The sequence below is a fragment of the Pseudocalidococcus azoricus BACA0444 genome, from assembly GCF_031729055.1.
Lineage (GTDB): Bacteria > Cyanobacteriota > Cyanobacteriia > Thermosynechococcales > Thermosynechococcaceae > Pseudocalidococcus > Pseudocalidococcus azoricus.
This window is the reverse complement of sequence record NZ_JAVMIP010000021.1, coordinates 33193-54957: the sequence shown is the minus strand read 5'-3', so window position 1 is coordinate 54957 and position 21765 is coordinate 33193. Positions and strand designations below refer to the sequence as shown.

The window sequence follows — 21765 nt, the reverse complement described above, 5'->3', positions numbered from 1 at the left end:
AAACCTTATTTGAGTGGAAATAGTCAGAATACTATTCAGTTTATCAAAGCGATAAGGACAACTTATCTGAATCAGAAAATTATGGTGATTTGGGATGGTGCAGCATATCATAACAGTGATGATTTCCGTAAATATTTACATCAAGTCAATGGAGATAAGTCAGAACAAGAATGGCCGATTTACTGCATCAAATTAGCCCCATACGCACCGGAACAAAATCCGATTGAAGCAGTGTGGCTGCAAGTTAAAAACTTCTTAAGGAAAGTGTGACACTTATTGAAGACGTTTAAAATTACAAAATATCTATTTGAACTGTTTTTAAGTCATTTTGTTCTCCATTCTTCTCATCTAACTATGTATGGTACGTTCTCATGAATAATTACTATTTGCTATAGATTTATTTAAAACTGATGGTGATCTCAGCCATGTAGCATCAGTTAAACTTAAGCCTGACCTAGGATTAACATTGATCCAGCCAGGCCTGGGCATTTTCTATTTGATCAAAATCAAAAATGGTTTCAGCTAAACTTTCAAGCTCAGGAATCGAGAGGGCTGATACCTTAGCCACTAAATCCGCGGGTAAAACATCAAACCGCCGTTTGATTTGAAGCAAAATTAGCTGAGCCTCTCCCTCTTGCCGTCCTTCTGCCAGGATTTCTTAATAAATGACCAACTCCCGCATTTCGCCCTCCCGAAAGATTGCCTGAGTCAACTCTTTCTTGTACTTTAACCCAGCCAGTAATTGGGTGACGGTACTCACTTCTTGGCGTAAATGTTGGGATTCAATCCCGGCGACTCGTCCGGCCACTGCTTGTTAAGGTTTGGTTGTTTTCACCTTTGGCCAGGCCAAGCCTCCCCCCTCCTCCGGTGTCTGAGCTATGATCAAAGCTACTGCTGGTCTGACTTAAACAATGGGGATCATGCTGCGAATCCTGAACTGCCTTGAAGATATTCGCTCCGAATTGCGCCGCATCTGTGATCGTATCCACGATGATCAGGTGATTCATAAAGAGGCGACCGTTCAGCAAATTCTCCAAACGGTTCAGCGACAAAAAGACCTCGCCCTTATCCATTACACCGCCGAATTTGATCACGTTGAACTGACTGCGGACTCTTTGCGGGTCAGTGGTGCCGAGTTGGATGCCGCCTATCAACAGGTCTCTAAGGAACTCCTCGATGCCATTCGCGTTGCCCATCAGCAAATAAAAGCTTTCCACGAGCAACGGATTCCCAAAAACTGGGTTCAATTTCCAGCTGACGGAGTTATCTTAGGCAAGCGTTATACCCCTGTAGATGCGGCGGGTTTATATATTCCCGGTGGGCGAGCGGCCTATCCCAGTACGGTATTGATGAACGCAATTCCGGCAAAAGTGGCAGGGGTCAAACGGATTATTATGGTCACTCCCCCCGGAGTCAACCCAACAATCAATCCGGCGATTTTAGTGGCCGCCCAAGAAGCAGGGGTAGATGAAATTTATCGGGTTGGGGGAGCCCAGGCCATTGCGGCGATGGCTTACGGAACAGAAACAATTGCCCCTGTAAATTTAATTACCGGGCCTGGAAATATTTATGTCACCTTAGCGAAAAAACTTGTCTTTGGGACTGTGGGGATTGACTCTTTGGCTGGCCCCTCAGAAGTTTTAGTCATTGCAGATGAAACCGCCCATCCTGTCCATCTAGCCGCAGATCTGCTGGCCCAGGCCGAGCATGATCCCTTAGCTGCTTCAATTTTATTGACCACCAACGCTGCTTTAGCCCAAAAAGTCACTCGCGAAGTTCTGCACCAGTTGGAATATCACCCCCGCCGGGAACCAACTGAAAAATCCATCGCCCATTTTGGCCTGGTGGGGGTGGTGGAATCCCTAGAAGTGGCGGCTCAACTGTCCAATGAATTTGCCCCTGAGCACTTAGAACTGCAAATTGCTGCCCCCTGGGACTTGCTGGATAAAATCCGTCATGCGGGAGCTATTTTTCTAGGGAAATCCACCCCCGAAGCGGTGGGCGATTACTTAGCTGGCCCGAACCACACTTTACCCACATCCGGCGCAGCCCGCTACGCATCCCCTTTAAGTGTAGAAACGTTTTTAAAACATTCAAGCTTAATTGAATATTCAGCCAATGCCTTAATTAAAATGGCCCCAGCTATCATGACACTAGCCGAGGCCGAAGGACTTCCTGCCCATGGAGACTCTGTCCGCTTACGATTGGAGCAACCCGACCAAAACTCCTAGGCGGAGATTCAAACCTATACTTAAATTAACGACCTAAGGCCCCACCTAAAAGCGCACCCAGGCCCTCCGTTTGACTAAAGAGTTTTGACAAGCCGCGCAGATCAACAGTCATGGTTTCGGCAGGATAGGACTCCAGAAAACTGAGCAGACCCAACCCATCTTTAGAACCAGCCGCAGTTAGTAACGCACCACTGATAGCAAAAGTACCTGCTTTATCTCGCCGTAAAATGACCGGAGAGACTTTTTCAACCACTTGTTTGCCAATGGGAGAGTTCAGGAGTTTATTGACTTGGACAACGCCAATGGGAAGTTTCAGGCGCAGAGCTTTAAGTAGTTCCTCTTGCTCATTTTGGGGGACTAAGCGCAACAGAGCTTGTAACCGTCCCGTGGCCTGGCCAGTTTCGGCAAAAGAGCTAACTTCCGACATCGGTACTGAGCGTTGAAAGGGGCCATAAACCAAGGAAAGATTTTGGGCAGACCGGGCAGGTAGCGTTGTAGTCAAAATGCCAACGGGCAACGATAGCAATAAGAACCAACGGCTTAAACGGTGTAACATCCTTAAAAACTCCTACTAAAAAATGACAGATGTCATTATCGCTATGAAGTATAACAGCAAAAATCCGTAGGGCGACAATCCTATAGATATACCTTTACCTTTGACTTTATCTAGAGCGTTGCGCCAGAGTAGAAATATCGGCGGTATTGAGCATCTATCCTGGTCTAGTTAGATTCTGCTCTTCAAATACCGACAGCTCGCCCATCTGGGTAACGCTATAACTTGGGTGACTATATTGAGACTTGGAAGAAACCTATGCAAATTGGGATTGTTGGCTTGGGTTTGATTGGCGGATCTTTGGGGTTAGATTTACGGGGCCTGGGGCATGAGGTTTTTGGACTCAGTCGGCAAAAGAAGACCTGTGAAGTGGCCCGAGAACGCGGCATCGTCAACCAGGCCAGCCCCGATCCAAGAATTTTAAGCACCTGTGATCTTGTTTTCCTCTGTCCACCTTTGGGGCAGATGGTTCCAGTGGCGCAACAGATTCAACCCGTCTTACACTCCCAGGCCATCCTCACTGATGTTGGCTCTGTCAAGGGGGCAATTTGTCAAACCCTGACCCACTTTTGGCCACGCTTTATTGGTGGGCATCCTATGGCCGGAACCGCTGCGTCTGGTGTTTTAGCTGCTCAAGAACATCTCTTTTATCAACGTCCCTATGTCCTGACCCCCATCCCAGAAACAGATCCCGAAGCCTTGGCGCTACTAAGTCAGATTGTGGATGCCCTCGGTGCGACCCGTTATCTCTGCTCTCCTGAAGCCCATGACCGAGCCGTGGCCTGGATTTCCCATTTACCCGTGATGGTCAGTGCTGCCTTGATTGGAGCCAGTAGTCAAGAACCAGAACCAGAATTAGCCCAATTAGCCCAGGCCTTGGCCAGTTCCGGATTTCGCGATACAAGCCGGGTGGGGGGCGGGAATCCAGAATTGGGACGGATGATGGCGGAATTTAATCAGGCGGAGTTATTATTCTGTTTGAGGATTTATCAACAGGAATTAACCGCACTAGTTGAGAAAATTGCCGCTGGAGATTGGCCAGGCCTGGAACAGTACCTAACAATGACAAAAAAATTAAGAGAACAATATTCTCTAGATTGACAAGACAACCTGCTTAGATGGCCATCAGTTGACGTTTGGGAAAGCGGCGTTCCAGTTGGCTTAAATCTTGATCAATGGCCTGGGCAAGGGCCTGGTTGTGGGGATCCGCCTGTCGAGCTTGGTTGAGATAATAACAGGCCTGGGCGGATTGTCCTTGTTTGATTAACTCTCGGGCCCAGCAGTGATAGGTAATCCCTTGCCATTGTTTCACCTCTGGATCAGTCGGGAGGGCTTGGCCTAATCCTTCTGTCAAGACAGCAGCCCGCTCAAAGCGCCGATAGCGGAGGAGTTCTTGGAGTTGCTGATAGGAGCGTCTTTTTAGTTGTTGCTCAAAGGGCGTTAGGGAAACCCGACCAGCAGTGGGGGGGGATGGCACAGGAATTTTAGGCAACGTTGGCGATTTAGATCGAGCATCAGGGGCCTGGGTTGGGGCAGTGGTTGCTGGTGGGGTAGGGATGGGGAAGGGTTGGGGATTAACCGGGGAATAGGGTTTAGAAGACCGACGTTGGGGAACCGGGCCTGGGGAAGATGGCACAACGGTAGTTTTTCTGGCCTGTGGTGCTTGGGAGGGGGTGACCGGAGTCTTTTCCTGCGGGCGATCTGGGGCTTGGTTCACGGGAGAACTGGCTTGAGGAGTCCGGTGGGGGGCATCGGGTTGTTTCACCTCTATGCGGATTGGAGTTGGGGCCGATTGGACAGGTTGGGCCGGGGGGGCAACTTTTCTTGCCGGGGGTAAGACTTGACGGAGGGTTTGGTAGGCCTGGTGAATTTGGATAAAGTAATCCTGGGACTGTTGCTGATTGCTATCCGGGTGGTACTGCCGGGCTAAACGCCGATAACTTTGCTTGACTTGGGTCAGGGTAGCATAGGGAGGCAGACCTAAAACTCGATAACAATCCGCTAAGTTCATAGGAGACACTGCACCAACAAGAACGTTTGATCAATTCCTAATGCTTTAACTACCCCAGTTCTGTTTGAGCCATGCAAAATCTTAAGAACCGGCCGTAGTCAGCGCAGTTAATAGGTAGCCATGATTTTATCAAGCCAGGGAATATAAAAGGAAACTCTGGTATCGCCAAAAATTTCACCAAAGCTGCCGTTGTCATCAATACTGTCAATATCGGCAATATTCCCCTTAAAAAAGCCCCGATCACTGTAGCCCCAAGAACTAATTCCAGCGATTTTGCCCCCAATAAACGATGGGCCACCCGAATCGCCATTGCCTGTGCCAATTTCCATCTCACCCAGGCCTGCATCTGCCAGTTTTGGAAAATGCCGACCAAGGGCATCATTGGTTGGACGACCACTATCAAAGTCAAACAGGAGCTGACTCCCCAACACTAATTCCGAAAAGTCTGATTCGGTTGAGTTCCTGAGAATATCAATCACGGCTTCATAGCGATTTTGCCCAGCATAGCGACGAGTTGCAGTATTAGATGAATCATCTTGGCCCTGAGACCCTGTCCCCAGATAGCCGTAGCCCACTTTTGTGAAGACTTGCCCAACTTCATCTTTGCGCCGGTACAGTTCATACTGTTCAGCATGAGGGGGAGCAGGCCGTTTTAACTTGAGCAGGGCGATATCATGACCAACTTCCGATGTATAGCCCGTCCAGCCCGGATGAACGACATGCAGGGCAACAGGAATTTTCTCAACAGAGCCAGGGAGCTTAAAAACAACGGTCACATTTTCGTCTGGGCTGGTGCCACCCTCGTTTAAACAATGGGCCGCGGTCAAAACATACATCCCACCTTTGAGGAGCGAACCACTACAGGCCACAGGGTCAAGATAAACAACGCCCGTGTATTGGTTCAATGCCAATGGTTGACGGGTTGGACCTTGGCCTGTGGCACTAATAATTCCCCAAGAGGGCCATTGCAACCCCACAATCAAAACCAGTGTAAAAACAGCTAAACCCAAGCCAGCCCGAAGTTTGGATGTACTAACCATCAAAATCTGCCAAGTTATGGAATGCTCTTACCCTAGACAGGCCTAACTCGCCAAGACCCAATTCACTAAGGTCTGTACGCCGAAGCCTGTCCCCCCTGGATTGAGATACCCATCTTCTTTTTCAACCCACACAGGTCCAGCAATATCTAGATGGGCCCAGGGAGTAGATTGGATGAATTGTTTCAAAAAGAGAGCCGCGGTAATCGATCCCCCAGCCCGCGGCCCGGTATTTTTCATATCAGCAATGGCAGACTTCAGCCCCTCAAAATACTTGTCTTCCATGGGCATTTGCCAGAATTTTTCCCCAGCCCGATTTGCTGCGGTTAAGAGATGATCCGCAAGGGGTTGATCGCTGGCCCACAATCCGGCAATACTTTCCCCCAAGGCAACAATACAAGCCCCGGTCAGGGTGGCTAAATCCACAATCGCATCCACACCCAACTTTTCAGCAAAGACGAGGGCATCGGCTAAGGTTAACCGCCCTTCAGCATCCGTATTGTTAATTTCGATGGTTTTGCCGTTGGAAGCCGTGAGAATATCGCCGGGGTGCATGGCCTGGCCGCTGATCATGTTTTCGGTCGCGGCAACAATAAAGTGAACTTCGGCACTGGGTTTGAGTTGGGCAATCACTTGGGCTGCACCCAAAACTGCGGCGGATCCAGCCATGTCCATTTTCATGGTTTCAATGCCACTGCCGGAAACTTTCAGGTTGAGACCACCAGAATCAAAAGTCAGACCTTTACCGATAATCGCCAGTTTGCGAGTAGCTGTCCCCTGGGGCTTGTAGGTGAGATGGATAAATTTTGGCGGTAAATCCGAGGCCTGGGCCACCCCAAGATAGGCTTCCATGCCCAGGGCTTCACAATCCGCTTGTTCCAAAATTTCCGACTCTAAACCATAGGTGCTGGCAATGGCCTGGGCTGTTTCGGCTAGGGTGACGGGGGTAATCACATTGGCCGGGGCATTGACTAACTCCCGCGCTAAGATCACTCCCTCCGCCCGAATGGCCGCAATGGGGAGAACCTCAGGAGTAATGCCAGGCCCGAGGAGAGCAACGGTTTCTGGAAAGGCAAGATTTTCTTTGGCTTCAGGATCGGACTTAAACCGGAGATCCTGGTGCAGGCCTAAGTGAACCCCTTCAGCTAGTGCCTGAGTGGATTGGGATGAATCATCGCCATAGACGGGAAAGTACATTCCAACACATTTACTTCTATCTTTCCTGGCCGATTTGACAACAGTGGCAGCAGCGCGGCGGAGGGTCTCTAAGGTGAAGTCAGCTAGATTACCCAGGCCAACCAGGATGATTTTTTTGACCGGAGATTTAGGACTTAAGCGCACAGTCAATGATGTTCCCGCTTTGCCTTGAAACTTTGCCTCACTAATTAACTCAGGTAGAATGCCATCCCAGGCCTGGGGTAACTCGGCTAATTCTGCTGGCCAAACAACAGCATCCGACTCGGTAAAAAAACCAAAGGCGATTAAGTCACCGGACCAATTCAGTACAGCAGTTGTGGGGGCCTGGATGTTCATAGAAAGCTAAGTACGCATTTAAATGTTTCTATTCTTCAAGCTACTGTAAATCTCCCCATTAGTAAAACCCCAGCATTTTCTTATTTTCCAGTCTGCTCCAAATGGCGACTCAACCAAGACAACCCAAAACAAAACAGCCAATAGAGAAAACCAATAAATAGATAGACTTCCCCATATCGCCCTAAATAATTGGGTTGAGCCAAAATCGCTCGGGCAATCCCCGTCAATTCCAAAAGGGCAAATAAAGATAAGAGGGCCGTGTCTTTCAGGAGCGCGATAAACTGTCCAGCAATGGCAGGGATACTAATTCGCAAGGCCTGGGGCAAAATTACTAAAGCAATCACAAAACTTGGTTTTAAGCCCAAAGCAGCCGCCGCCTCAAATTGCCCCCGCGGAATCGCCTGCCAGCCCCCGCGAATATTCTCAGCCAAGTAGGCCGCATTAAACAAGACCAGGCCAGCCACAGCCCGCAAGAGTCGATCTAACTGCCAAGTACCTGGTAAGACAAGGGGTAACATCACTTGAGCCATGAATAAAATCCCAATTAAGGGCAACCCCCGCACCAACTCGATATAAACCGTGGCCCCATATCGCCATCCAGGTAAAGAACTTTGTCGGCCCACTGCCAAAACAATGCCTAGGGGAAATGCCAAAACAATACTAGCAACCGCAACTATCAAGGTTAAAAGCAGCCCTGTCCAAAGATTAGTCGGCACAACCGTTAAGGCCAGGCCCCCGCCAATCAGCCAAACAGTCAGGCCAACCCCAATGAGGATACCCACCCAGCGGTTAACGTGCCGGAAATATTGGCCAATTCCCCAGAGGCATAGCCCCAGCACAATCGTCAACCCAATCCGCCAGGCCTGGTCGAGGGGATACCGCCCAATCAAAAACCGGAGCCAATTTTGGGTAATGACTTGCCACTGGGCCTGGAACAGGAGCCACGCCAATAATCGCCAGCCAACCCAGACAATCCCCAGGCCCACAACCACAGTCAGGGCTGTATCAAACCCAGTGGCAAATAAATTTTTCCGTAGCCAGGCCTGGGGAGAAGTTGATCGAGACAATAGCGGCGATGGCATCAGTGGCTTACCAACTGCATCCGGCGATTGAGATAATTAACTACTGCTGCAATGATTAAACTCAAGCTCAAGTAACTAGCCATAATTAACGCCATCACCTCCAAGGCTCGCCCCGTTTGGTTATAAGTTGTGGAAGCGACAGCATAGAGATCGGGATAGCCCACCGCAATGGCCAAGCTCGAGTTTTTCGCTAAGTTCAAATATTGATTGCCCAAGGGTGGAATAATTGCCCGCATGGCCTGGGGAATAATCACCAACCAGAGGGTAACAAGGCTCGGCAACCCCAAGGAATGGGCAGCTTCCCACTGACCTTTGGGCACACTTTGAATTCCCCCCCGAACAATTTCCGCAATAAACGTACTTGTATAAATAGCTAATCCTAACCACAGGGCTGAAAATTCGGGCGACAGGACAAGGCTAAAGGGTAACTCAATTCCTTGCTGGCTCAACTGAAATAATCCCCAGTTACTTGATTTATTCCCTTGACTTAAGAAAATTGCAAAATACCAAAAAAATAGCTGCAATAATAAGGGCGTATTTCGGAGAATTTCTACATAAATAAACGCTAACTGACGCACTAACCAATTTTGGGCCCATCGGCCAATGCCAACCGCTAAACCAATCACTGTCGCTAAAACTAAGCTGGCTCCAATCACTCGCAGCGAGTTTAATAAGCCCACTAATAAGGCCCGCCAATAGCTCTGGGTCGGCCGATAGCTGATGATGCTTTCTCCAATCGAAAAGCTGGCCTGGAAATTGAGAAAGCCAAACCCTGGAGTCAAATTGAGTCGCTGAAGATTAGAACTCAGGTTATCCCAAAAGAAATATAAGAGTCCCCCAAAAACAGCCAACGCCAAGGCCTGGGATACGATAGGCATGATTTGAATCGCTTTTCTAGGCAACATTTATCTTCAGTGAATTGCTGTTCAGTCTCGATACATAAAGTTTATTATTTTTATACTTATATTTCTTTGATCCTTTACTTTCTCCCACCTGATATTCTGAAGCAGTGTCAATAGTCATAAGGTAGCCCAAATTTTGCCCACAGCCGAACAAGCTATCAGATGCGTGATCCTCTGCCAGTGCTTGACCAACACGTTTACTCCCATTTTTGTTCTCCGCCTTGATGAGCGGACCGGGAATCTGTTTCTTTTGGCCGGGGATAACATAGAAATAAAGATTTACCGCAATGGTCTTGGGAGGTTTTTATGATCCAACCTAACTTTAGTACTATGAGCAAACGAGATTTAAGGGCTTATGTCATTGCTCATCCTGATGATAAGGCTGCATTTCATACCTTTGTTGACCGATTCACGGCTGAAGCATCTCCTGAGACATTTGATATTCCAAAATTGAGTTCCGAGGTTGAACAAGTTGAAAGACTCATCCAGCAAAAACTAAAGCAACTGAGAGCAAGCTAGAGCGTTCATACTCACTTGCGGGAAGAGTAAAGCAAAATTGATCAAAAACTAATCAAAAACTAAAAGAGTGCCCCAAACTTATGAGACACTCTCTTAGATTATCAACTTAAGAGACTAAAGATACTAGAAGCTGAAGGTTGTCCGAACCACACCTTGAACAATGGCAGGGTTGGAGTTGAAGCCAGCACCACCACTTGTGTTGGGGTTGATGATCGCAGAGATGATTGGGGTGATGCTGATGTTGTCGCTAACGGGGAAGCGGTAGAAGCCTTCAACGTTAACTTGCTGAGAACCACCACCGTTAATGAATGGAGAACCAGCAGCCACAGCCAAGGTAGAACCAGGGATAAAGAGGTCTTTATAGCCAATACCAGCCATAAAGGTTCCAACAGTTAGGCTACCAGAAGCCGGATCAATAATTACGCCGCCAATTTGAGAGCCAGGGAGAGGGGTAACAGCAGCATCGCTAATTCCGGCAATACCTCCCCGACCAAAGATACCAAATTGCCCAAGGTTGACCTCAAAGTTGATACCGCCAGCATTGGCAGGAACACCAAAGGTACGGGAATTGGTGTATTGAGCTTTCACAACATAGTTGTTGGAACCATCGCTGTTAATGTTTCCAGCATACTCAAATTCAACAGAGGCTTGATAAGGATCACCGCCAAAACCACCGCTGGTATTGAAGGCTGCAGCATTAGGATTGGCAAGACCAGCATTAGCAGCAGCATAGAGGGCGCGAACAGTAAAGCCACCTTCACCCGGGTTCCACTGAATCGCAGCACCAGCCCCACCCAAAAAGTTCATGGCGTAAGGAACAATGAAGGGGTTGTTGATGAAGAAATAGCTACCAAAGTCCTTAGCAGGGGAGTTAGCCCAGCTATTGGTATCAATAATATCACTAGGATAAAATTGTGCGGCAGCGGTCACACTGACATCCTCAACCGGCTTAAAGGTATAGGCTAAACGGTAAAGAGCAACACCTGGGCCAAAACCAGCCCAGTAGTATTGACCAGGATTGAAGTAGGATTGAGTGTTGAGGGGACCACCAGAGGCTAAGTTACTGTTGGCACCAATGTTGTACTGGCTGATAGTGTCAAGACCACCATTACCAGTGCTTAATGTTGTTTCCAATAGGTCAGAGCCCGTAAAGCTAGTGTTTAAGCTGAGAAGGACACCAGCAATAACAGTTGGGTTCAAGGAGCCAATAGGTCCGTTTGGAGTAACAGCATTAACGACAGGCCCAGAAGTTGCACTACCATATTGACCAGAAATGGTCACCAATCCAGACAGTTTGGTGGTGGTGGAGAATTGGGTGGCTTCTAGGGCGGCGGTACGAGCTTCGAGGTTATCAACCCGGCCCCGGAGAGTGGCCAATTCAGCGGCAAACTCATCCATTAATTTCCGGAGAGCAGCCAAGTCTTCTTTGGTGGCAAAGCGGTCGCTAATCACGTCCAAGCAGGCATTCAAAGCGGCAGCCATTTCATAACGAGTGGCAGCCCGATTACCCCGGAACGTGCCATCGGGATAACCAGCGATACAACCGTACTTCTCAACCAAGGAAGCTAAAGCTTGGTAAGCCCAGTCAGTGGGACGGACATCAGATAATTGGGAAACAGAAGTGACCTGTCCCATGGAGTCTTCCACAGACATCAATTGGCTGACAGAGGTAACATTGGTATTGTCAGCAATGACTGGGGTAGCAGCAGGCAACGAAACGGGGGCTGGAGCCATATCGCTGGGTTGAGCAGCTAATAAGGCATCAAACTTAGCAGTAGAAACTTCAGCAGAACCAGAATTGCTCAACGAATCTGCGGCAGCTTGGGCAGGGCTTAGACCAGCAATGACCCCTAAGAGGCTCAAACTACCTGCCAACAAGTAATTCTTTTTCACGATATGTTACTCCTCACTCACTCGGTTACTAGGAGGTACAGAATATAATACTTACTCTGATTTCTCCTGATGCAAAAGTAGTATATTCTCAGGCTAGGGTATAGCTTGAGTTCTCTTTAATACACCATCACTGAATATCTTAGAACATCGCCCCAACCTCGTCAACCCCTGGTAGAAATTTTGTTGGATTAATAGGGATTGTTGCCCTCTGCCATAGGGGGATGCTGAAGAAATTATGGTCGTATCCTAGGAGATACAGCTTTCCATAAGAGTAGAAAACCAAGATGGTTGGCACAGGGCAGGATAGCTCTTCAGAAAATCATGAGTTGGACTTACATCAGGCTCTCCAGGAACTTGAGCAATACCAGGCCGACTTGAATTACCACCAGGCCCAGGCCTCGCTCCATCAACTTCTGGAACGGTTAGACTTGGCCCCCCAGGAAGCGGCGGAGTTGGCCGAAACCCTAGATAGCCTAGAAGAAATGCTCACTAAGCTCCAGGAAGGGGTTGTCCATATTGCCGTATTTGGCCTGGTGGGGCGGGGCAAGTCTTCTCTGCTCAATGCCTTATTAGGTCAAGATTGCTTTGCCACTGGGCCAATTCATGGGGTGACCCAAACCAGTTCCCGGGCAGTGTGGGCAGGATCAGCGGGATTGGCCTCTGGGAGTTCTCGGGTGGTGTTACCAGGCCTGGGACAGTCGCGGGTGGAATTGATTGATACCCCAGGCCTGGATGAGGTGGGCGGAGAAGCGCGCCAAGTCTTAGCGCAAGGGGTGGCCCAGCAAGCAGATTTAATTTTGTTTGTAATTTCTGGAGATATGACGAAACTGGAACACCAGGCCCTGTGGGAATTACGCCAAGCCAGCAAGCCAATCCTCTTAGTCTTTAATAAGGTGGATCAATACCCGGAAGCTGACCGCCAGGCCATCTATGCCAAAATTCGGGATGAGCGGGTTAGGGACATTCTGACTCCCAATGAAATTGTCATGGTGGCAGCGGCCCCCCTCGTCCCCAAATTGGTGCATCATCCCGATGGGCGGATCACGGCTGAGCTAACCCCTGGGCCACCCCAAATTGAAGACTTAAAACTAAAAATCTTGCAAGTTCTTCAAGAAGAAGGGAAAGCCCTCGTAGCCTTAAATACGCTCTTGTTTGCCGATGGAGTCAACACCCAAATTACGGCCCGGAAAATGGTGATCCGGGATAGCCAGGCCAATCAGTTGATTTGGAAAAGTGCCACCGCCAAGGCCCTAGCCATTGCCCTCAACCCGATCACAATGGTGGATATTGTCAGCAGCCTGGTGATTGATCTAACGATGATTCAAGCCTTGGCCAAACTCTATGGCCTGGAAATGACTCGGGAAGGAGCGACCCAACTCTTGCAAAAAATCGCCTTGACCATGGGGGGCATCAGTGCCAGTGAACTGTTAGCCAATCTCGGCCTGAGTTCCTTGAAAGGTATCTTAGGCTTGGCGGCCCCGGCCACTGGCGGCGCGTCGTTAGTCCCCTATGTTTCGGTGGCGATGACCCAGGCCGGGATAGCTGGCTTTTCCTCCTACACGATTGGGCAAGTAAGTAAGGAATACCTAGCCAATGGGGCATCTTGGGGAGTCGCTGGGCCAAAGACAGTCGTGCGGGACATTCTCGCGTCACTGGATCAGTCGGAAATCTTGGGCCGCCTCAAGTTAGAACTGCAACAACGTCTGCGCCCCAGCCGGGCCTGATTGAGGGCAATGGCTTGGATTAGGGTTGAAAGTCCCGTGCCAGTTCCCCTTGGGTAATTTTGTCTAAAACTAACTGCCGATAGAGTTCTAGCTCTTGAAAGGTCACTTGGCCGTCCGCAGCAATTTGCTGTTTAATGCGGGCCATCTCGTCAGCAGAGAGATACCCATCGGCGATGGCACTTTCAATCAGGGTTTGTAGGCGTTTGAGTTCCGCCATCATTTCCGGTGTTGAGGGAGCAGATTCAGGGCGATAAATATCCATAGCAGTCACCAGAGTAAGGGTCTGAGAAGGAGGCAAAACTTACTTAGCAAAGTCAAATGGTGTTAAGAATATTACTCAGCATGGAACTGACCATACCTTTAGGCTAAGTCCTTAACCTTTTCTTAGCTTTGATGATTTGTTTGTACATTCAGGCAACATCCCGTTACTCCTGGCAGGACAGGTTGGCAGTTAACCTGTACAATTACTCCTTGCGGGATTTTAATTTAATAACTATGTTCGGTGATGGCTGCTAGGATTTAAGCACTAATTCTACCCGCATTGAGGCCAGGGGCAATGGAGAATGTCCAGGACAAGGATCATCAAACCCTTTTGCGGGAGCCACGCTTGCCGATTGAACCAGTGAATCGCCTGATTGAGCCTTTATCCCGCTTTCTGCACGTTGAGTCTGCTAGTGGCATTGTTCTGGTTTTGGTGACGGCTGTTGCTTTGCTCTTGGCAAATTCCAGCTTTTCTGACTCCTATTTGCGCTTTTGGCAAACTTCCCTGAGTCTTTCTGTTGGCCCCTGGCAGATGAGCTATTCCCTCCAACATTGGGTTAATGATGGGCTGATGGCAGTCTTTTTCTTTGTCATTGGCCTGGAGGTGAAGCGAGAACTTGTTTTGGGGGAACTTAAAAATTTACAGGCAGCAATTATTCCCCTTGTGGCGGCTCTGGGGGGGATGGTGGTTCCGGCGGCCTTATATCTGGTCTTGCAATGGGGGGAAGCAGGACAACGGGGTTGGGGGATGCCGATGGCCACAGATATTGCCTTTGTTGTCGGTTGTTTGGCGATTTTGGGATCCCGGGTGCCGAAAAGTTTACGGGTGCTGCTCCTCACCCTGGCGATTGTGGATGACATTGGGGCAATTTTGGTGATTGCAATTGGCTATACCGATGGGCTGCACCTGAGTGCCTTGGCTTGGGGGTTTGGCGGTATTGGCTTGATCTGGTTGCTATTACAAATTGGTGTGCGCAGTTTGCCCCTTTATGTCCTGCTGGGCCTGGGGGTGTGGTTGGGGTTCCATGAGTCGGGTGTCCATGCCACAATTGCGGGGGTTATTTTGGGGGTGATGACACCGGCCCAGGCCTGGATCAGTCAGGGACTCTTGGCAGAGTTTGTCCAAAAATTAGGGGATGTTCTCCAGGGCAATAGTGGACTGTTGGAAGATGAACGCCAGGCCCTTGTGGAGTCTGTCACCGTGGCTGCCCAGGAATCTACCTCTCCGGTTGAACGTTTAGAAGCGGCCCTCCACCCTTGGGTTGGCTTTGGGATTATGCCCTTGTTTGCCTTGGCCAATGCGGGGATTCCAATTCAAGGGGCGGGTTTTAGGGAATCTATTGTCATTGCCTTGGTTCTCGGTCTTACTGTTGGGAAACCAGTGGGGATTCTGCTTTTTAGTGGGGTGGCGGTGTTGCTAGGGTGGGCCAAGTTGCCTGATGACATTACCTGGGGAATATTGGGGGCGAGTGGGATTTTGGCCGGGATTGGGTTTACGATGTCCTTGTTTATTGCTGGCCTGGCCTTGACTGGGGCTCTCTTAGATGCAGCTAAACTGGGGATTTTGATTGCTTCTATGGTGAGCGCAGGGTTAGGAATGCTGCTGTTGGTGTGGCTCCTCCCCAGGCCTGGGCAACCCTCACTCACTAATACATCATTGACAACCGCTGAGTAACGCGACCGTAACCGTGAGTCACAATAAAGCAGGAGAGACATAACACCTAGCATCTAATGTCAGAAACCATGACCGGGGCTGAGTTACACCAAAAAATCCTAGATAAATGGGGGCGTTCCTATGATCTGCAATTGCGGCGAACTCAGGGGAAGATATTCCTCCAAGTCATGTGGCGCTACCTCGAACAGGCCTCATTTCCCAGTGATGAATTGGAGTATCGGCAACATCTGAATGCTATTGTCCAATACCTCCAGGCCTGGGGCTGTGTGGATCAGGTTTTGACCTTTATTGAACGCACCCGCGAAAAACCCCGCCTCGGTAAAGCCGTCAGTATTCCCTTAGATTTGGGCGACCGAACCAGTGAATGGATTTTAGAAGAATTTTCTTAAATTTTGGCATCCCCCTAAATCCAAGAGTAGAGTAGAAATGAACAGGTGTGAGCGTTTTTAATTGATTAGCCATTGATTCAGACAAGTGATTGATAAACAATTAACACCGGATACAAGTTGGCTTTTCTAAATTTTTGTATCTCGGCCCCTGTTCGCAAGCATATGGCTAATTTCCTGGCCTGGGATAACTTCTGGCCTGCCTGACTTAAATCATTGGTGTGACACGACATGAATACCGCGGAACTTTTAGTGAAATGCCTCGAAAACGAAGGGGTAGAGTATATTTTTGGCCTGCCCGGTGAAGAAAATCTTGATGTCCTCCAGGCCCTGCGCCACTCTTCGATAAAATTCATCACCACCCGCCATGAACAGGGAGCCGCCTTTATGGCCGATGTCTATGGTCGCTTAACCGGAAAAGCGGGGGTTTGTTTATCTACCTTGGGGCCTGGGGCAACCAACTTGATGACCGGAGTGGCTGATGCCAATTTGGATGGTGCGCCCCTAGTGGCCATCACCGGACAAGTGGGGACTGACCGGATGCACATTGAATCCCATCAATACCTAGACCTCGTGGCCATGTTCGCTCCGGTTACGAAGTGGAATGCCCAAATCGTTCGCCCCAGCATTACCCCGGAAATTGTCCGCCGTGGCTTTAAGTTGGCCCAGGCCGAGAAACCGGGAGCCGTCCATATTGATTTACCCGAAAACATTGCGGCCATGGAAGCAATGGGTAACCCCCTCAGGACGACCGATCACGAAAAAACCTACGCCTCCTATCAAGCGGTTCAGGCCGCCGCCGAACTGATTAACCAGGCCCAAAATCCAATTATTTTGATTGGGAATGGTGTGATTCGGGGCCATGCCTCAGCCGCCTTGACCCATTTTGCGACTGAACTCAATATTCCCGTGGCCAATACCTTTATGGGCAAAGGGGGCATTCCCTACGATCATCCCTTGGCTCTCTGGTCAGTGGGGTTACAACAGCGGGACTATATCAGTTGTGGGTTTGATCATGCCGATTTAGTCATTGCCGTGGGCTATGACCTAATTGAATATTCCCCCAAACGCTGGAACCCGGACAGCAACATCAAAATAATTCACATTGCCACCACCCATGCCGAAATTGACAGCAGCTATATTCCGGAAACCGAAGTCGTGGGGGATATTTCCGATTCCCTCTATGAAATCCTCAAACGGGCCGACCGTCATGATAAACCCACCCCCTACGCCCTGCATTTGCGTCAAGACATTGTGGCTGACTATATGCAATATGCCCAGGATGACGGCTTTCCGATTAAACCCCAAAAACTGATTTATGATCTCCGCCAAGTCATGGGGCCTGAGGACATTGTCATTTCCGATGTCGGGGCCCATAAGATGTGGATGGCCCGCCACTACCACTGTCAACGCCCGAATACTTGCTTGATTTCCAATGGGTTTGCGGCGATGGGAATTGCGGTTCCGGGTGCTCTTGCGGCGAAGTTAGTCTATCCGGATCGGCACATTGTCGCGGTCACCGGCGATGGGGGCTTCATGATGAATTTCCAAGAACTCGAGACGGCTCTGCGGGAAGGGACAAACTTCACCACGATTATTTTTAATGATGGTGGCTATGGCTTGATTGAGTGGAAGCAGCATCGCTATTTTGGCGAATCGGCATTTATCAAATTTGGCAACCCGGATTTTGTCAAGTTGGCCGAAAGTATGGGCCTCAAAGGCTATCGAGTTGAGTCGGCCTTAGACTTTATCCCGATTCTCAAAACCGCCCTCGAACAGGATGTCCCGACCATTATTGACGTGCCTGTGGACTACAGCGAAAATCTCCGGTTTAATCAACGCATTGGGGAAATTACTTGTAGCTATGAATAAACCCTGAGGAGTTAGGCGTAACCGTGAGCTTAAATTCACCTTGCCAGGCCCCGCCGGGAGAAACTTTCAATAAATCTTCCCCCGTATTTAAGGCATTGCGAGGGGCTGTCCAGGGTTCAACACAGACATAATCTTTGCCAGCAATTGTCCAAAATACCAGGGTTGAATAATCTGGGGAAAAATCCAGGGTCAGGGTTGTTCCGGTAGCAGCATTGATCACCTGGGCCTGGGGTTGTGCCAAGGGGCGAAAGGCTAAATCCAACTCTGGGGCTGTCCAGTCAAATCTGCCGACAAAGGGGGTTGTGATTTGGTTTTTTTGATCCGTGACGGTGGTAGCGGGAATGACGAGTTCTAGGGCTGACTTATTGGCAATTTGGAAATAGGGATGAAAGCCGAAACTAAAGGGTAAGTCGGTTGGGCCAGGATTGTGGAGCGTAGTGGCCAAGGTCAGGCTGGTGGCTGTGAGGGTGTAGATCAATTCCAACACAAAGGGAAAGGGGTACTGGCTGAGGGTGGCTGGATTATGGCTGAGGCTGAGGGTCAGACTGTTGGCGGTTTGTTGGTTAACCTCCCAGGCCTGGTCACGGGCAAACCCATGCTGCTTGAGGGAATACACCTGGCCGTGATGGTGAAATTCGTTATTGGGTAAATTACCGCAAATCGGAAACAGAATCGGGATGCCGCCCCGGACGCTTAAACTCGGATCCGCAAACCGTTCTTGGTCTAGGTAAAGTAAATCCTGTCCTGCCACCTGCCAACGGGTAATAATGCCGCCCCGGCCTGGGACAACTTCTAAATGGGCCTGGTCATGGCTGAGGGTATAGGTTTGGGCAATAGTCATTGGAAATGATCCAAAAGAATGTTACGCACTCAAAAAATTATGGTTTGATAGGCACTGACGACATTTTTAACCAAACCTCCAAATCTGCCACCTCCTCAAACCCCAAAAGAGCCTCTGCTAACCCCTCTAACTGTGCCAAAGCCAACCCTTCCACCTGGCTCTGCATCTTCAACAGGTAAAACCCCAAATTTCCGAGTCAAGAGCCGCAACACCAACGACCGAGCCTCTAACTCTAATCCCTCTTTCTGCCCTTCTGCCTTCACTTCCTGATAAAAGCGACTTTTCTGCAATTCACTGACTAGTAAACCCTAACATTGCCTCAATCTCCTGCCGACTTAAGTTCGTAAATTTATAAACCAAGATCGTTGTCACCAAATCTATTATGGCTTGCCTCCTGGGTGTAGATTCCTCAGCCTTGGTTAGAATTGCTCTAGCTATTTGTGGCGCATTGGTTTCGTTCTCAATCGTTAACCGCATTAGCCCTAACTCTGGGGATAAATCTTCAGGTGGCCCTAATTCATCAAGAAAAATCCGGTGAACTTTGTCACTATTCAATAATTCAGCAAAGGGAGTTAATTCTGACTGTTCGGTGCTGCGATAGGGGTAAATAATCACGGCTTGCCAATCTGAAAAGTTGCCCCGATACCGATAGAAATAGAGAAATAACTCCGCAAATAGACGTTCATAGAGTTGGGAATCTCGCTGAAACTGAACCAATGCCTACGGCAGGCTGCGCCAACACAAAAATAAACGATTCCAGGCCCCTCTGTTTCCGGTGGCAAAAAGACTCCATCAAGTTGAAACTAAGCTTCTTTAACCGCCACAGACTCAAACCGGTAGGCAGCAGCATTGGCGGGAGGTGCGTCCAAGAGTTGAAATAACAGAGACGGAAATTGTTGAAATTGTTGATAGAAAATTGAGTCGCGCCGCATGGAGCTTGCCGATATCTTAAAGCGATATTGTCACCCAGCATACTCTCCGGTTTGGGATGTCCAGTCAACTGTATTGGAATCCAGGCCATTGTCCAACACCTTAAACAATAAGAACAAGGATAATAGAGAAATTTCCACACTGATTCCTTACCCCCATGCACCAGCCCCTCTCTTGGTCAGAACTAGAAGCCCTAGCTGATTTTCACCCGGATTTAGTCAATGGCCCCACCAATGCCCAGGCCCGGCTCCGGTTATTTGGCCAGCCAGAATCTGCTGTGCGGGTGACGCTTTATCGAGATCATCATGCCTGGTGTCCCTACTGTCAAAAGGTCTGGCTCTGGCTAGAAGAAAAGCAAATTCCCTACCGGATTACCAAAGTCACCATGTTTTGCTATGGCCAAAAAGAGGCCTGGTATAAGCAAAAAGTTCGTTCCGGGATGTTGCCAGCGGTGGAGTTAGATGGGCGGTTAATTACGGAAAGTGATGATATTCTCTTAGCTTTAGAGACTGCCTTTGGCCCGTTGCAGTGGGGGATGCAGGACACGCGAGTTTTACCATTAAGACGCTTAGAACGGTTATTGTTTCGGGCCTGGTGTAGTTGGCTCTGTTATCCGACCCGCTCTGCTAGAGAAGAGGCTCAAAATAAAGCGCAATTTGTCCAGGTGGTGGCCCAAGTCGAAGCCGCCCTCGCCCAAACCCCAGGCCCATTTTTCTTGGAGGAGTTTAGCACTGCCGATGTGGTCTTTGTCCCCTATGTGGAGCGGATGAATGCCAGCTTGTTTTATTACAAGGGATACTCATCGCGAGAAGAAAACCCAAGCTTAGGGGACTGGTTCACAGGCCTGGAAACGCTGCTAACCTATCGTGGGACTCAAAGTGATTTTCATACCCATGCCCATGATTTACCACCACAGATGGGGGGCTGTTACAGCAATCAAGAGCCTCAGACCAAAGCCAATCAGCAACGGGTGGATCAGGGGCCTTGGTTTGGCTTGCCGGATGTGGCCTATCCTGAACCGGAAACTAGCCGCACCGAAGCCCTCACTCGGGTTCTCAAACATCGGGACAAAATTATCCAGGTGAATCCGGCCCCTGCCACTGTGATGGATCCAGCCCTGCGCGCCGCCCTGACCCATTTAATCACCGGGGTAGAAGTCTTGCCGCCAGCCAATTCTGATTCGGCCTTACGATACTTACGGGATCGGATTAGTGTGCCGCGGGATATGTCTATTTATGCGGCCAAGCGACTACGAGACTCTTTGGAATTGACCGCTAGTTTAGTTGGTCCCAGTCAAGGCCCCCCAATTCCCCAGCAACATCGGCGTGACCAAGACCCCGCGAATTTTGCCCAGTCTTGCCAGTGAACCCTGATTCCTCTTAGACTGAGAGCCATTCCTGGGATGCCCTTATGTTTACCAAAGTTAAACTTCTGCTCTTGTCCAGTCTTTTCTTGTTGGTGACTCCGCGGGCTGGCCTGGCGGAAACAGTGATGGAAAAAGTCGCTCGGACTGGCATCTTAACGGTGGGGATTAGTCTCAATCAGGCCCCCTATAGCTATATCAACGCTGAAAATGAGATTGATGGCTATTCGGTCAATGTAGTGAACTTAATCCGCAACCAACTCAGCCAAGAACTGGGTAAACCCATCACCCTCCAGGCCGTGCAAGCGGAAGATACGGCAGCCCAAATTAGCAAGCTCCAAAATCGGGAAATTGATATTGCCTGCAATACCGCCTTTACCTGGACTCGCGACCAATATGTAGATTTTTCCACCAGTTACAACATTGTTAATGTCCGGGTGCTGGTTCCCCAGGGGAGTAATTTATTGACCCTCCAGGCCTTGGCCGGCAAACGGTTGGCAGTGGTTCCCAATACGGTTTTTGAAAAAGCAACTAAACTGGCTCAACCCCAGGCCACCTTGGTTCCTTTTGCCACCTTTACGGATGCCTTAAAAGCCTTAAAAGCCAAAAAAGTAGATGGGGTGGTGGGGGACAGCCTGTTTGTCATGGCCCTGAGTCAAAGTTTAGGGATGATGAATTTAGATTTAGCTCCCCAGTCTCCCCTAGCTAGTTATGGTGTCGGTTGTATGCTGCCCCAGGGGGATGCCACCTTTCGCCGCCAAGTCAACTACACCATTGTCAAATTTATGGGGGAGTTTCTTCGGGGTGAACCCCAAGCGACTGAGTTAATTAATACCTGGATTGGCGAGGCGGGTCTGGTGAAAGTAGATCCAGAGGTGTTGCGGAACTTCTTTCGATTTACGGTGCTGACCCACGAACAAATTCCCTAGGCCTCTCCATTTGCTGAGTGATT

22 protein-coding genes and 1 pseudogene are annotated in these 21765 nt (G+C 49.4%); 11 read left to right on the top strand and 12 right to left on the bottom strand.

What is annotated here, in order from left to right:
- Positions 1–270: transposase (locus RIF25_RS14955; protein WP_322879323.1), on the top strand; the 270-nt coding region annotated here is incomplete at its 5' end.
- A 190-nt stretch (positions 271–460) separates the two neighbouring features.
- Here RIF25_RS14955 and RIF25_RS14950 read toward each other — a convergent pair.
- Both RIF25_RS14950 and RIF25_RS14945 read right to left on the bottom strand, forming a co-directional pair.
- Positions 461–652, bottom strand: coding sequence for a DUF4351 domain-containing protein (locus RIF25_RS14950; protein ID WP_322879324.1), 192 nt, complete (start codon positions 650–652; stop codon positions 461–463).
- A gap of 6 nt (positions 653–658) precedes the next feature.
- Positions 659–808 carry a hypothetical protein gene (locus RIF25_RS14945; protein ID WP_322879322.1) on the bottom strand — a complete coding sequence of 50 codons (150 nt, stop codon included), beginning with the start codon at positions 806–808 and terminating at the stop codon, positions 659–661.
- Between the two features lie 112 nt (positions 809–920).
- On the opposite strand from RIF25_RS14945, the gene hisD reads away from it, so the two are divergent.
- Complete coding sequence (gene hisD / locus RIF25_RS14940; RefSeq protein WP_322879321.1) at positions 921–2231, top strand: histidinol dehydrogenase; 1311 nt, start codon at positions 921–923, stop codon at positions 2229–2231.
- Between the two features lie 25 nt (positions 2232–2256).
- Here hisD and RIF25_RS14935 read toward each other — a convergent pair whose 3' ends face one another.
- Entirely contained in the window at positions 2257–2787 is a 531-nt protein-coding gene (locus RIF25_RS14935; protein ID WP_322879320.1) for an alpha/beta hydrolase, read from the bottom strand.
- 255 nt (positions 2788–3042) lie between these two features.
- Between RIF25_RS14935 and RIF25_RS14930 the strand changes: the two genes are divergently transcribed.
- Entirely contained in the window at positions 3043–3885 is an 843-nt protein-coding gene (locus RIF25_RS14930) for a prephenate/arogenate dehydrogenase (RefSeq protein WP_322879319.1), read from the top strand.
- Positions 3886–3898: 13 nt separating this feature from the next.
- On the opposite strand, the gene RIF25_RS14925 is transcribed toward RIF25_RS14930, so the two are convergent.
- The 5 genes from RIF25_RS14925 to RIF25_RS14905 form a co-directional block, all read right to left on the bottom strand.
- Positions 3899–4795: a J domain-containing protein gene (locus RIF25_RS14925; RefSeq protein ID WP_322879318.1), complete on the bottom strand. Its 897-nt coding sequence runs from the start codon at positions 4793–4795 to the stop codon at positions 3899–3901.
- 107 nt (positions 4796–4902) lie between these two features.
- Positions 4903–5835, bottom strand: coding sequence for a trypsin-like serine protease (locus tag RIF25_RS14920; RefSeq protein ID WP_322879317.1), 933 nt, complete (start codon positions 5833–5835; stop codon positions 4903–4905).
- A gap of 42 nt (positions 5836–5877) precedes the next feature.
- Positions 5878–7365, bottom strand: a complete 1488-nt coding sequence (locus tag RIF25_RS14915) for a leucyl aminopeptidase (RefSeq protein WP_322879316.1) — start codon at positions 7363–7365, stop codon at positions 5878–5880.
- A gap of 80 nt (positions 7366–7445) precedes the next feature.
- Positions 7446–8447: an amino acid ABC transporter permease gene (locus tag RIF25_RS14910; RefSeq protein WP_322879315.1), complete on the bottom strand. Its 1002-nt coding sequence runs from the start codon at positions 8445–8447 to the stop codon at positions 7446–7448.
- The gene (locus tag RIF25_RS14905) at positions 8447–9325 is read right to left on the bottom strand and encodes an amino acid ABC transporter permease (protein ID WP_322879314.1); all 879 of its coding nucleotides are present in this window, start codon (positions 9323–9325) and stop codon (positions 8447–8449) included. The genes RIF25_RS14910 and RIF25_RS14905 overlap by 1 nt, the downstream gene beginning before the upstream one ends.
- A gap of 160 nt (positions 9326–9485) precedes the next feature.
- On the opposite strand from RIF25_RS14905, the gene RIF25_RS17400 reads away from it, so the two are divergent.
- Positions 9486–9659 (top strand): DUF6888 family protein, encoded by a 174-nt coding sequence (locus tag RIF25_RS17400; RefSeq protein ID WP_407682442.1) that lies wholly within the window; start codon positions 9486–9488, stop codon positions 9657–9659.
- On the top strand, positions 9656–9868 hold the full coding sequence (locus RIF25_RS14900; protein WP_322879313.1) for a DUF6887 family protein: 213 nt from the start codon (positions 9656–9658) through the stop codon (positions 9866–9868). The genes RIF25_RS17400 and RIF25_RS14900 overlap by 4 nt, the downstream gene beginning before the upstream one ends.
- A 123-nt stretch (positions 9869–9991) precedes the next feature.
- Here RIF25_RS14900 and RIF25_RS14895 read toward each other — a convergent pair whose 3' ends face one another.
- Positions 9992–11761, bottom strand: coding sequence for an iron uptake porin (locus RIF25_RS14895; RefSeq protein ID WP_322879312.1), 1770 nt, complete (start codon positions 11759–11761; stop codon positions 9992–9994).
- A 284-nt stretch (positions 11762–12045) separates the two neighbouring features.
- Here RIF25_RS14895 and RIF25_RS14890 point away from each other — a divergent pair, with 284 nt between their 5' ends.
- On the top strand, positions 12046–13485 hold the full coding sequence (locus tag RIF25_RS14890) for a GTP-binding protein (protein WP_322879311.1): 1440 nt from the start codon (positions 12046–12048) through the stop codon (positions 13483–13485).
- A gap of 19 nt (positions 13486–13504) precedes the next feature.
- Here the strand turns inward: RIF25_RS14890 and RIF25_RS14885 are convergent, their stop codons facing one another.
- Complete coding sequence (locus RIF25_RS14885; RefSeq protein ID WP_322879310.1) at positions 13505–13747, bottom strand: tellurite resistance TerB family protein; 243 nt, start codon at positions 13745–13747, stop codon at positions 13505–13507.
- Between the two features lie 294 nt (positions 13748–14041).
- Between RIF25_RS14885 and nhaA the strand changes: the two genes are divergently transcribed.
- From nhaA to RIF25_RS14870, 3 genes are all read left to right on the top strand, one after another.
- The gene (nhaA, locus tag RIF25_RS14880) at positions 14042–15421 is read left to right on the top strand and encodes a Na+/H+ antiporter NhaA (protein WP_322879309.1); all 1380 of its coding nucleotides are present in this window, start codon (positions 14042–14044) and stop codon (positions 15419–15421) included.
- A 68-nt stretch (positions 15422–15489) separates the two neighbouring features.
- Positions 15490–15810, top strand: coding sequence for a DUF3067 family protein (locus RIF25_RS14875; RefSeq protein ID WP_407682444.1), 321 nt, complete (start codon positions 15490–15492; stop codon positions 15808–15810).
- Positions 15811–16038: 228 nt separating this feature from the next.
- Positions 16039–17679, top strand: coding sequence for an acetolactate synthase large subunit (locus RIF25_RS14870; RefSeq protein WP_322879307.1), 1641 nt, complete (start codon positions 16039–16041; stop codon positions 17677–17679).
- On the opposite strand, the gene RIF25_RS14865 is transcribed toward RIF25_RS14870, so the two are convergent.
- Together RIF25_RS14865 and RIF25_RS17395 are read right to left on the bottom strand one after the other, a co-directional pair.
- On the bottom strand, positions 17660–18520 hold the full coding sequence (locus tag RIF25_RS14865; protein WP_322879306.1) for an aldose epimerase family protein: 861 nt from the start codon (positions 18518–18520) through the stop codon (positions 17660–17662). The two genes, RIF25_RS14870 and RIF25_RS14865, sit on opposite strands and share 20 nt — an antisense overlap.
- A 37-nt stretch (positions 18521–18557) precedes the next feature.
- Positions 18558–19452 (bottom strand): annotated as a pseudogene (locus tag RIF25_RS17395) (DUF2887 domain-containing protein).
- Positions 19453–19607: 155 nt separating this feature from the next.
- On the opposite strand from RIF25_RS17395, the gene RIF25_RS14845 reads away from it, so the two are divergent.
- Together RIF25_RS14845 and grrP are read left to right on the top strand one after the other, a co-directional pair.
- Positions 19608–20816 carry a glutathione S-transferase family protein gene (locus RIF25_RS14845; protein WP_322879302.1) on the top strand — a complete coding sequence of 403 codons (1209 nt, stop codon included), beginning with the start codon at positions 19608–19610 and terminating at the stop codon, positions 20814–20816.
- 44 nt (positions 20817–20860) lie between these two features.
- Positions 20861–21742, top strand: coding sequence for an extracellular substrate binding-like orphan protein GrrP (grrP, locus tag RIF25_RS14840; RefSeq protein WP_322879301.1), 882 nt, complete (start codon positions 20861–20863; stop codon positions 21740–21742).
- Positions 21743–21765 lie beyond the last annotated feature (23 nt).

Bases quoted from the DNA above. Each gene is read 5' to 3' on its own strand.
- RIF25_RS14930 (WP_322879319.1), top strand. From the start codon at position 3,043: ATGCAAATTGGGATTGTTGGCTTGGGTTTGATTGGCGGATCTTTGGGG.
- RIF25_RS14845 (WP_322879302.1), top strand. From the start codon at position 19,608: ATGCACCAGCCCCTCTCTTGGTCAGAACTAGAAGCCCTAGCTGATTTT.
- grrP (WP_322879301.1), top strand. From the start codon at position 20,861: ATGTTTACCAAAGTTAAACTTCTGCTCTTGTCCAGTCTTTTCTTGTTG.
- RIF25_RS14870 (WP_322879307.1), top strand. From the start codon at position 16,039: ATGAATACCGCGGAACTTTTAGTGAAATGCCTCGAAAACGAAGGGGTA.
- RIF25_RS14935 (WP_322879320.1), bottom strand. From the start codon at position 2,787: ATGTTACACCGTTTAAGCCGTTGGTTCTTATTGCTATCGTTGCCCGTT.
- RIF25_RS14875 (WP_407682444.1), top strand. From the start codon at position 15,490: ATGACCGGGGCTGAGTTACACCAAAAAATCCTAGATAAATGGGGGCGT.
- nhaA (WP_322879309.1), top strand. From the start codon at position 14,042: ATGGAGAATGTCCAGGACAAGGATCATCAAACCCTTTTGCGGGAGCCA.
- RIF25_RS14910 (WP_322879315.1), bottom strand. From the start codon at position 8,447: ATGCCATCGCCGCTATTGTCTCGATCAACTTCTCCCCAGGCCTGGCTA.
- RIF25_RS14865 (WP_322879306.1), bottom strand. From the start codon at position 18,520: ATGACTATTGCCCAAACCTATACCCTCAGCCATGACCAGGCCCATTTA.
- RIF25_RS14905 (WP_322879314.1), bottom strand. From the start codon at position 9,325: ATGCCTATCGTATCCCAGGCCTTGGCGTTGGCTGTTTTTGGGGGACTC.
- RIF25_RS14900 (WP_322879313.1), top strand. From the start codon at position 9,656: ATGATCCAACCTAACTTTAGTACTATGAGCAAACGAGATTTAAGGGCT.
- RIF25_RS14885 (WP_322879310.1), bottom strand. From the start codon at position 13,747: ATGGATATTTATCGCCCTGAATCTGCTCCCTCAACACCGGAAATGATG.
- RIF25_RS14925 (WP_322879318.1), bottom strand. From the start codon at position 4,795: ATGAACTTAGCGGATTGTTATCGAGTTTTAGGTCTGCCTCCCTATGCT.
- hisD (WP_322879321.1), top strand. From the start codon at position 921: ATGCTGCGAATCCTGAACTGCCTTGAAGATATTCGCTCCGAATTGCGC.
- RIF25_RS14920 (WP_322879317.1), bottom strand. From the start codon at position 5,835: ATGGTTAGTACATCCAAACTTCGGGCTGGCTTGGGTTTAGCTGTTTTT.
- RIF25_RS14915 (WP_322879316.1), bottom strand. From the start codon at position 7,365: ATGAACATCCAGGCCCCCACAACTGCTGTACTGAATTGGTCCGGTGAC.
- RIF25_RS14890 (WP_322879311.1), top strand. From the start codon at position 12,046: ATGGTTGGCACAGGGCAGGATAGCTCTTCAGAAAATCATGAGTTGGAC.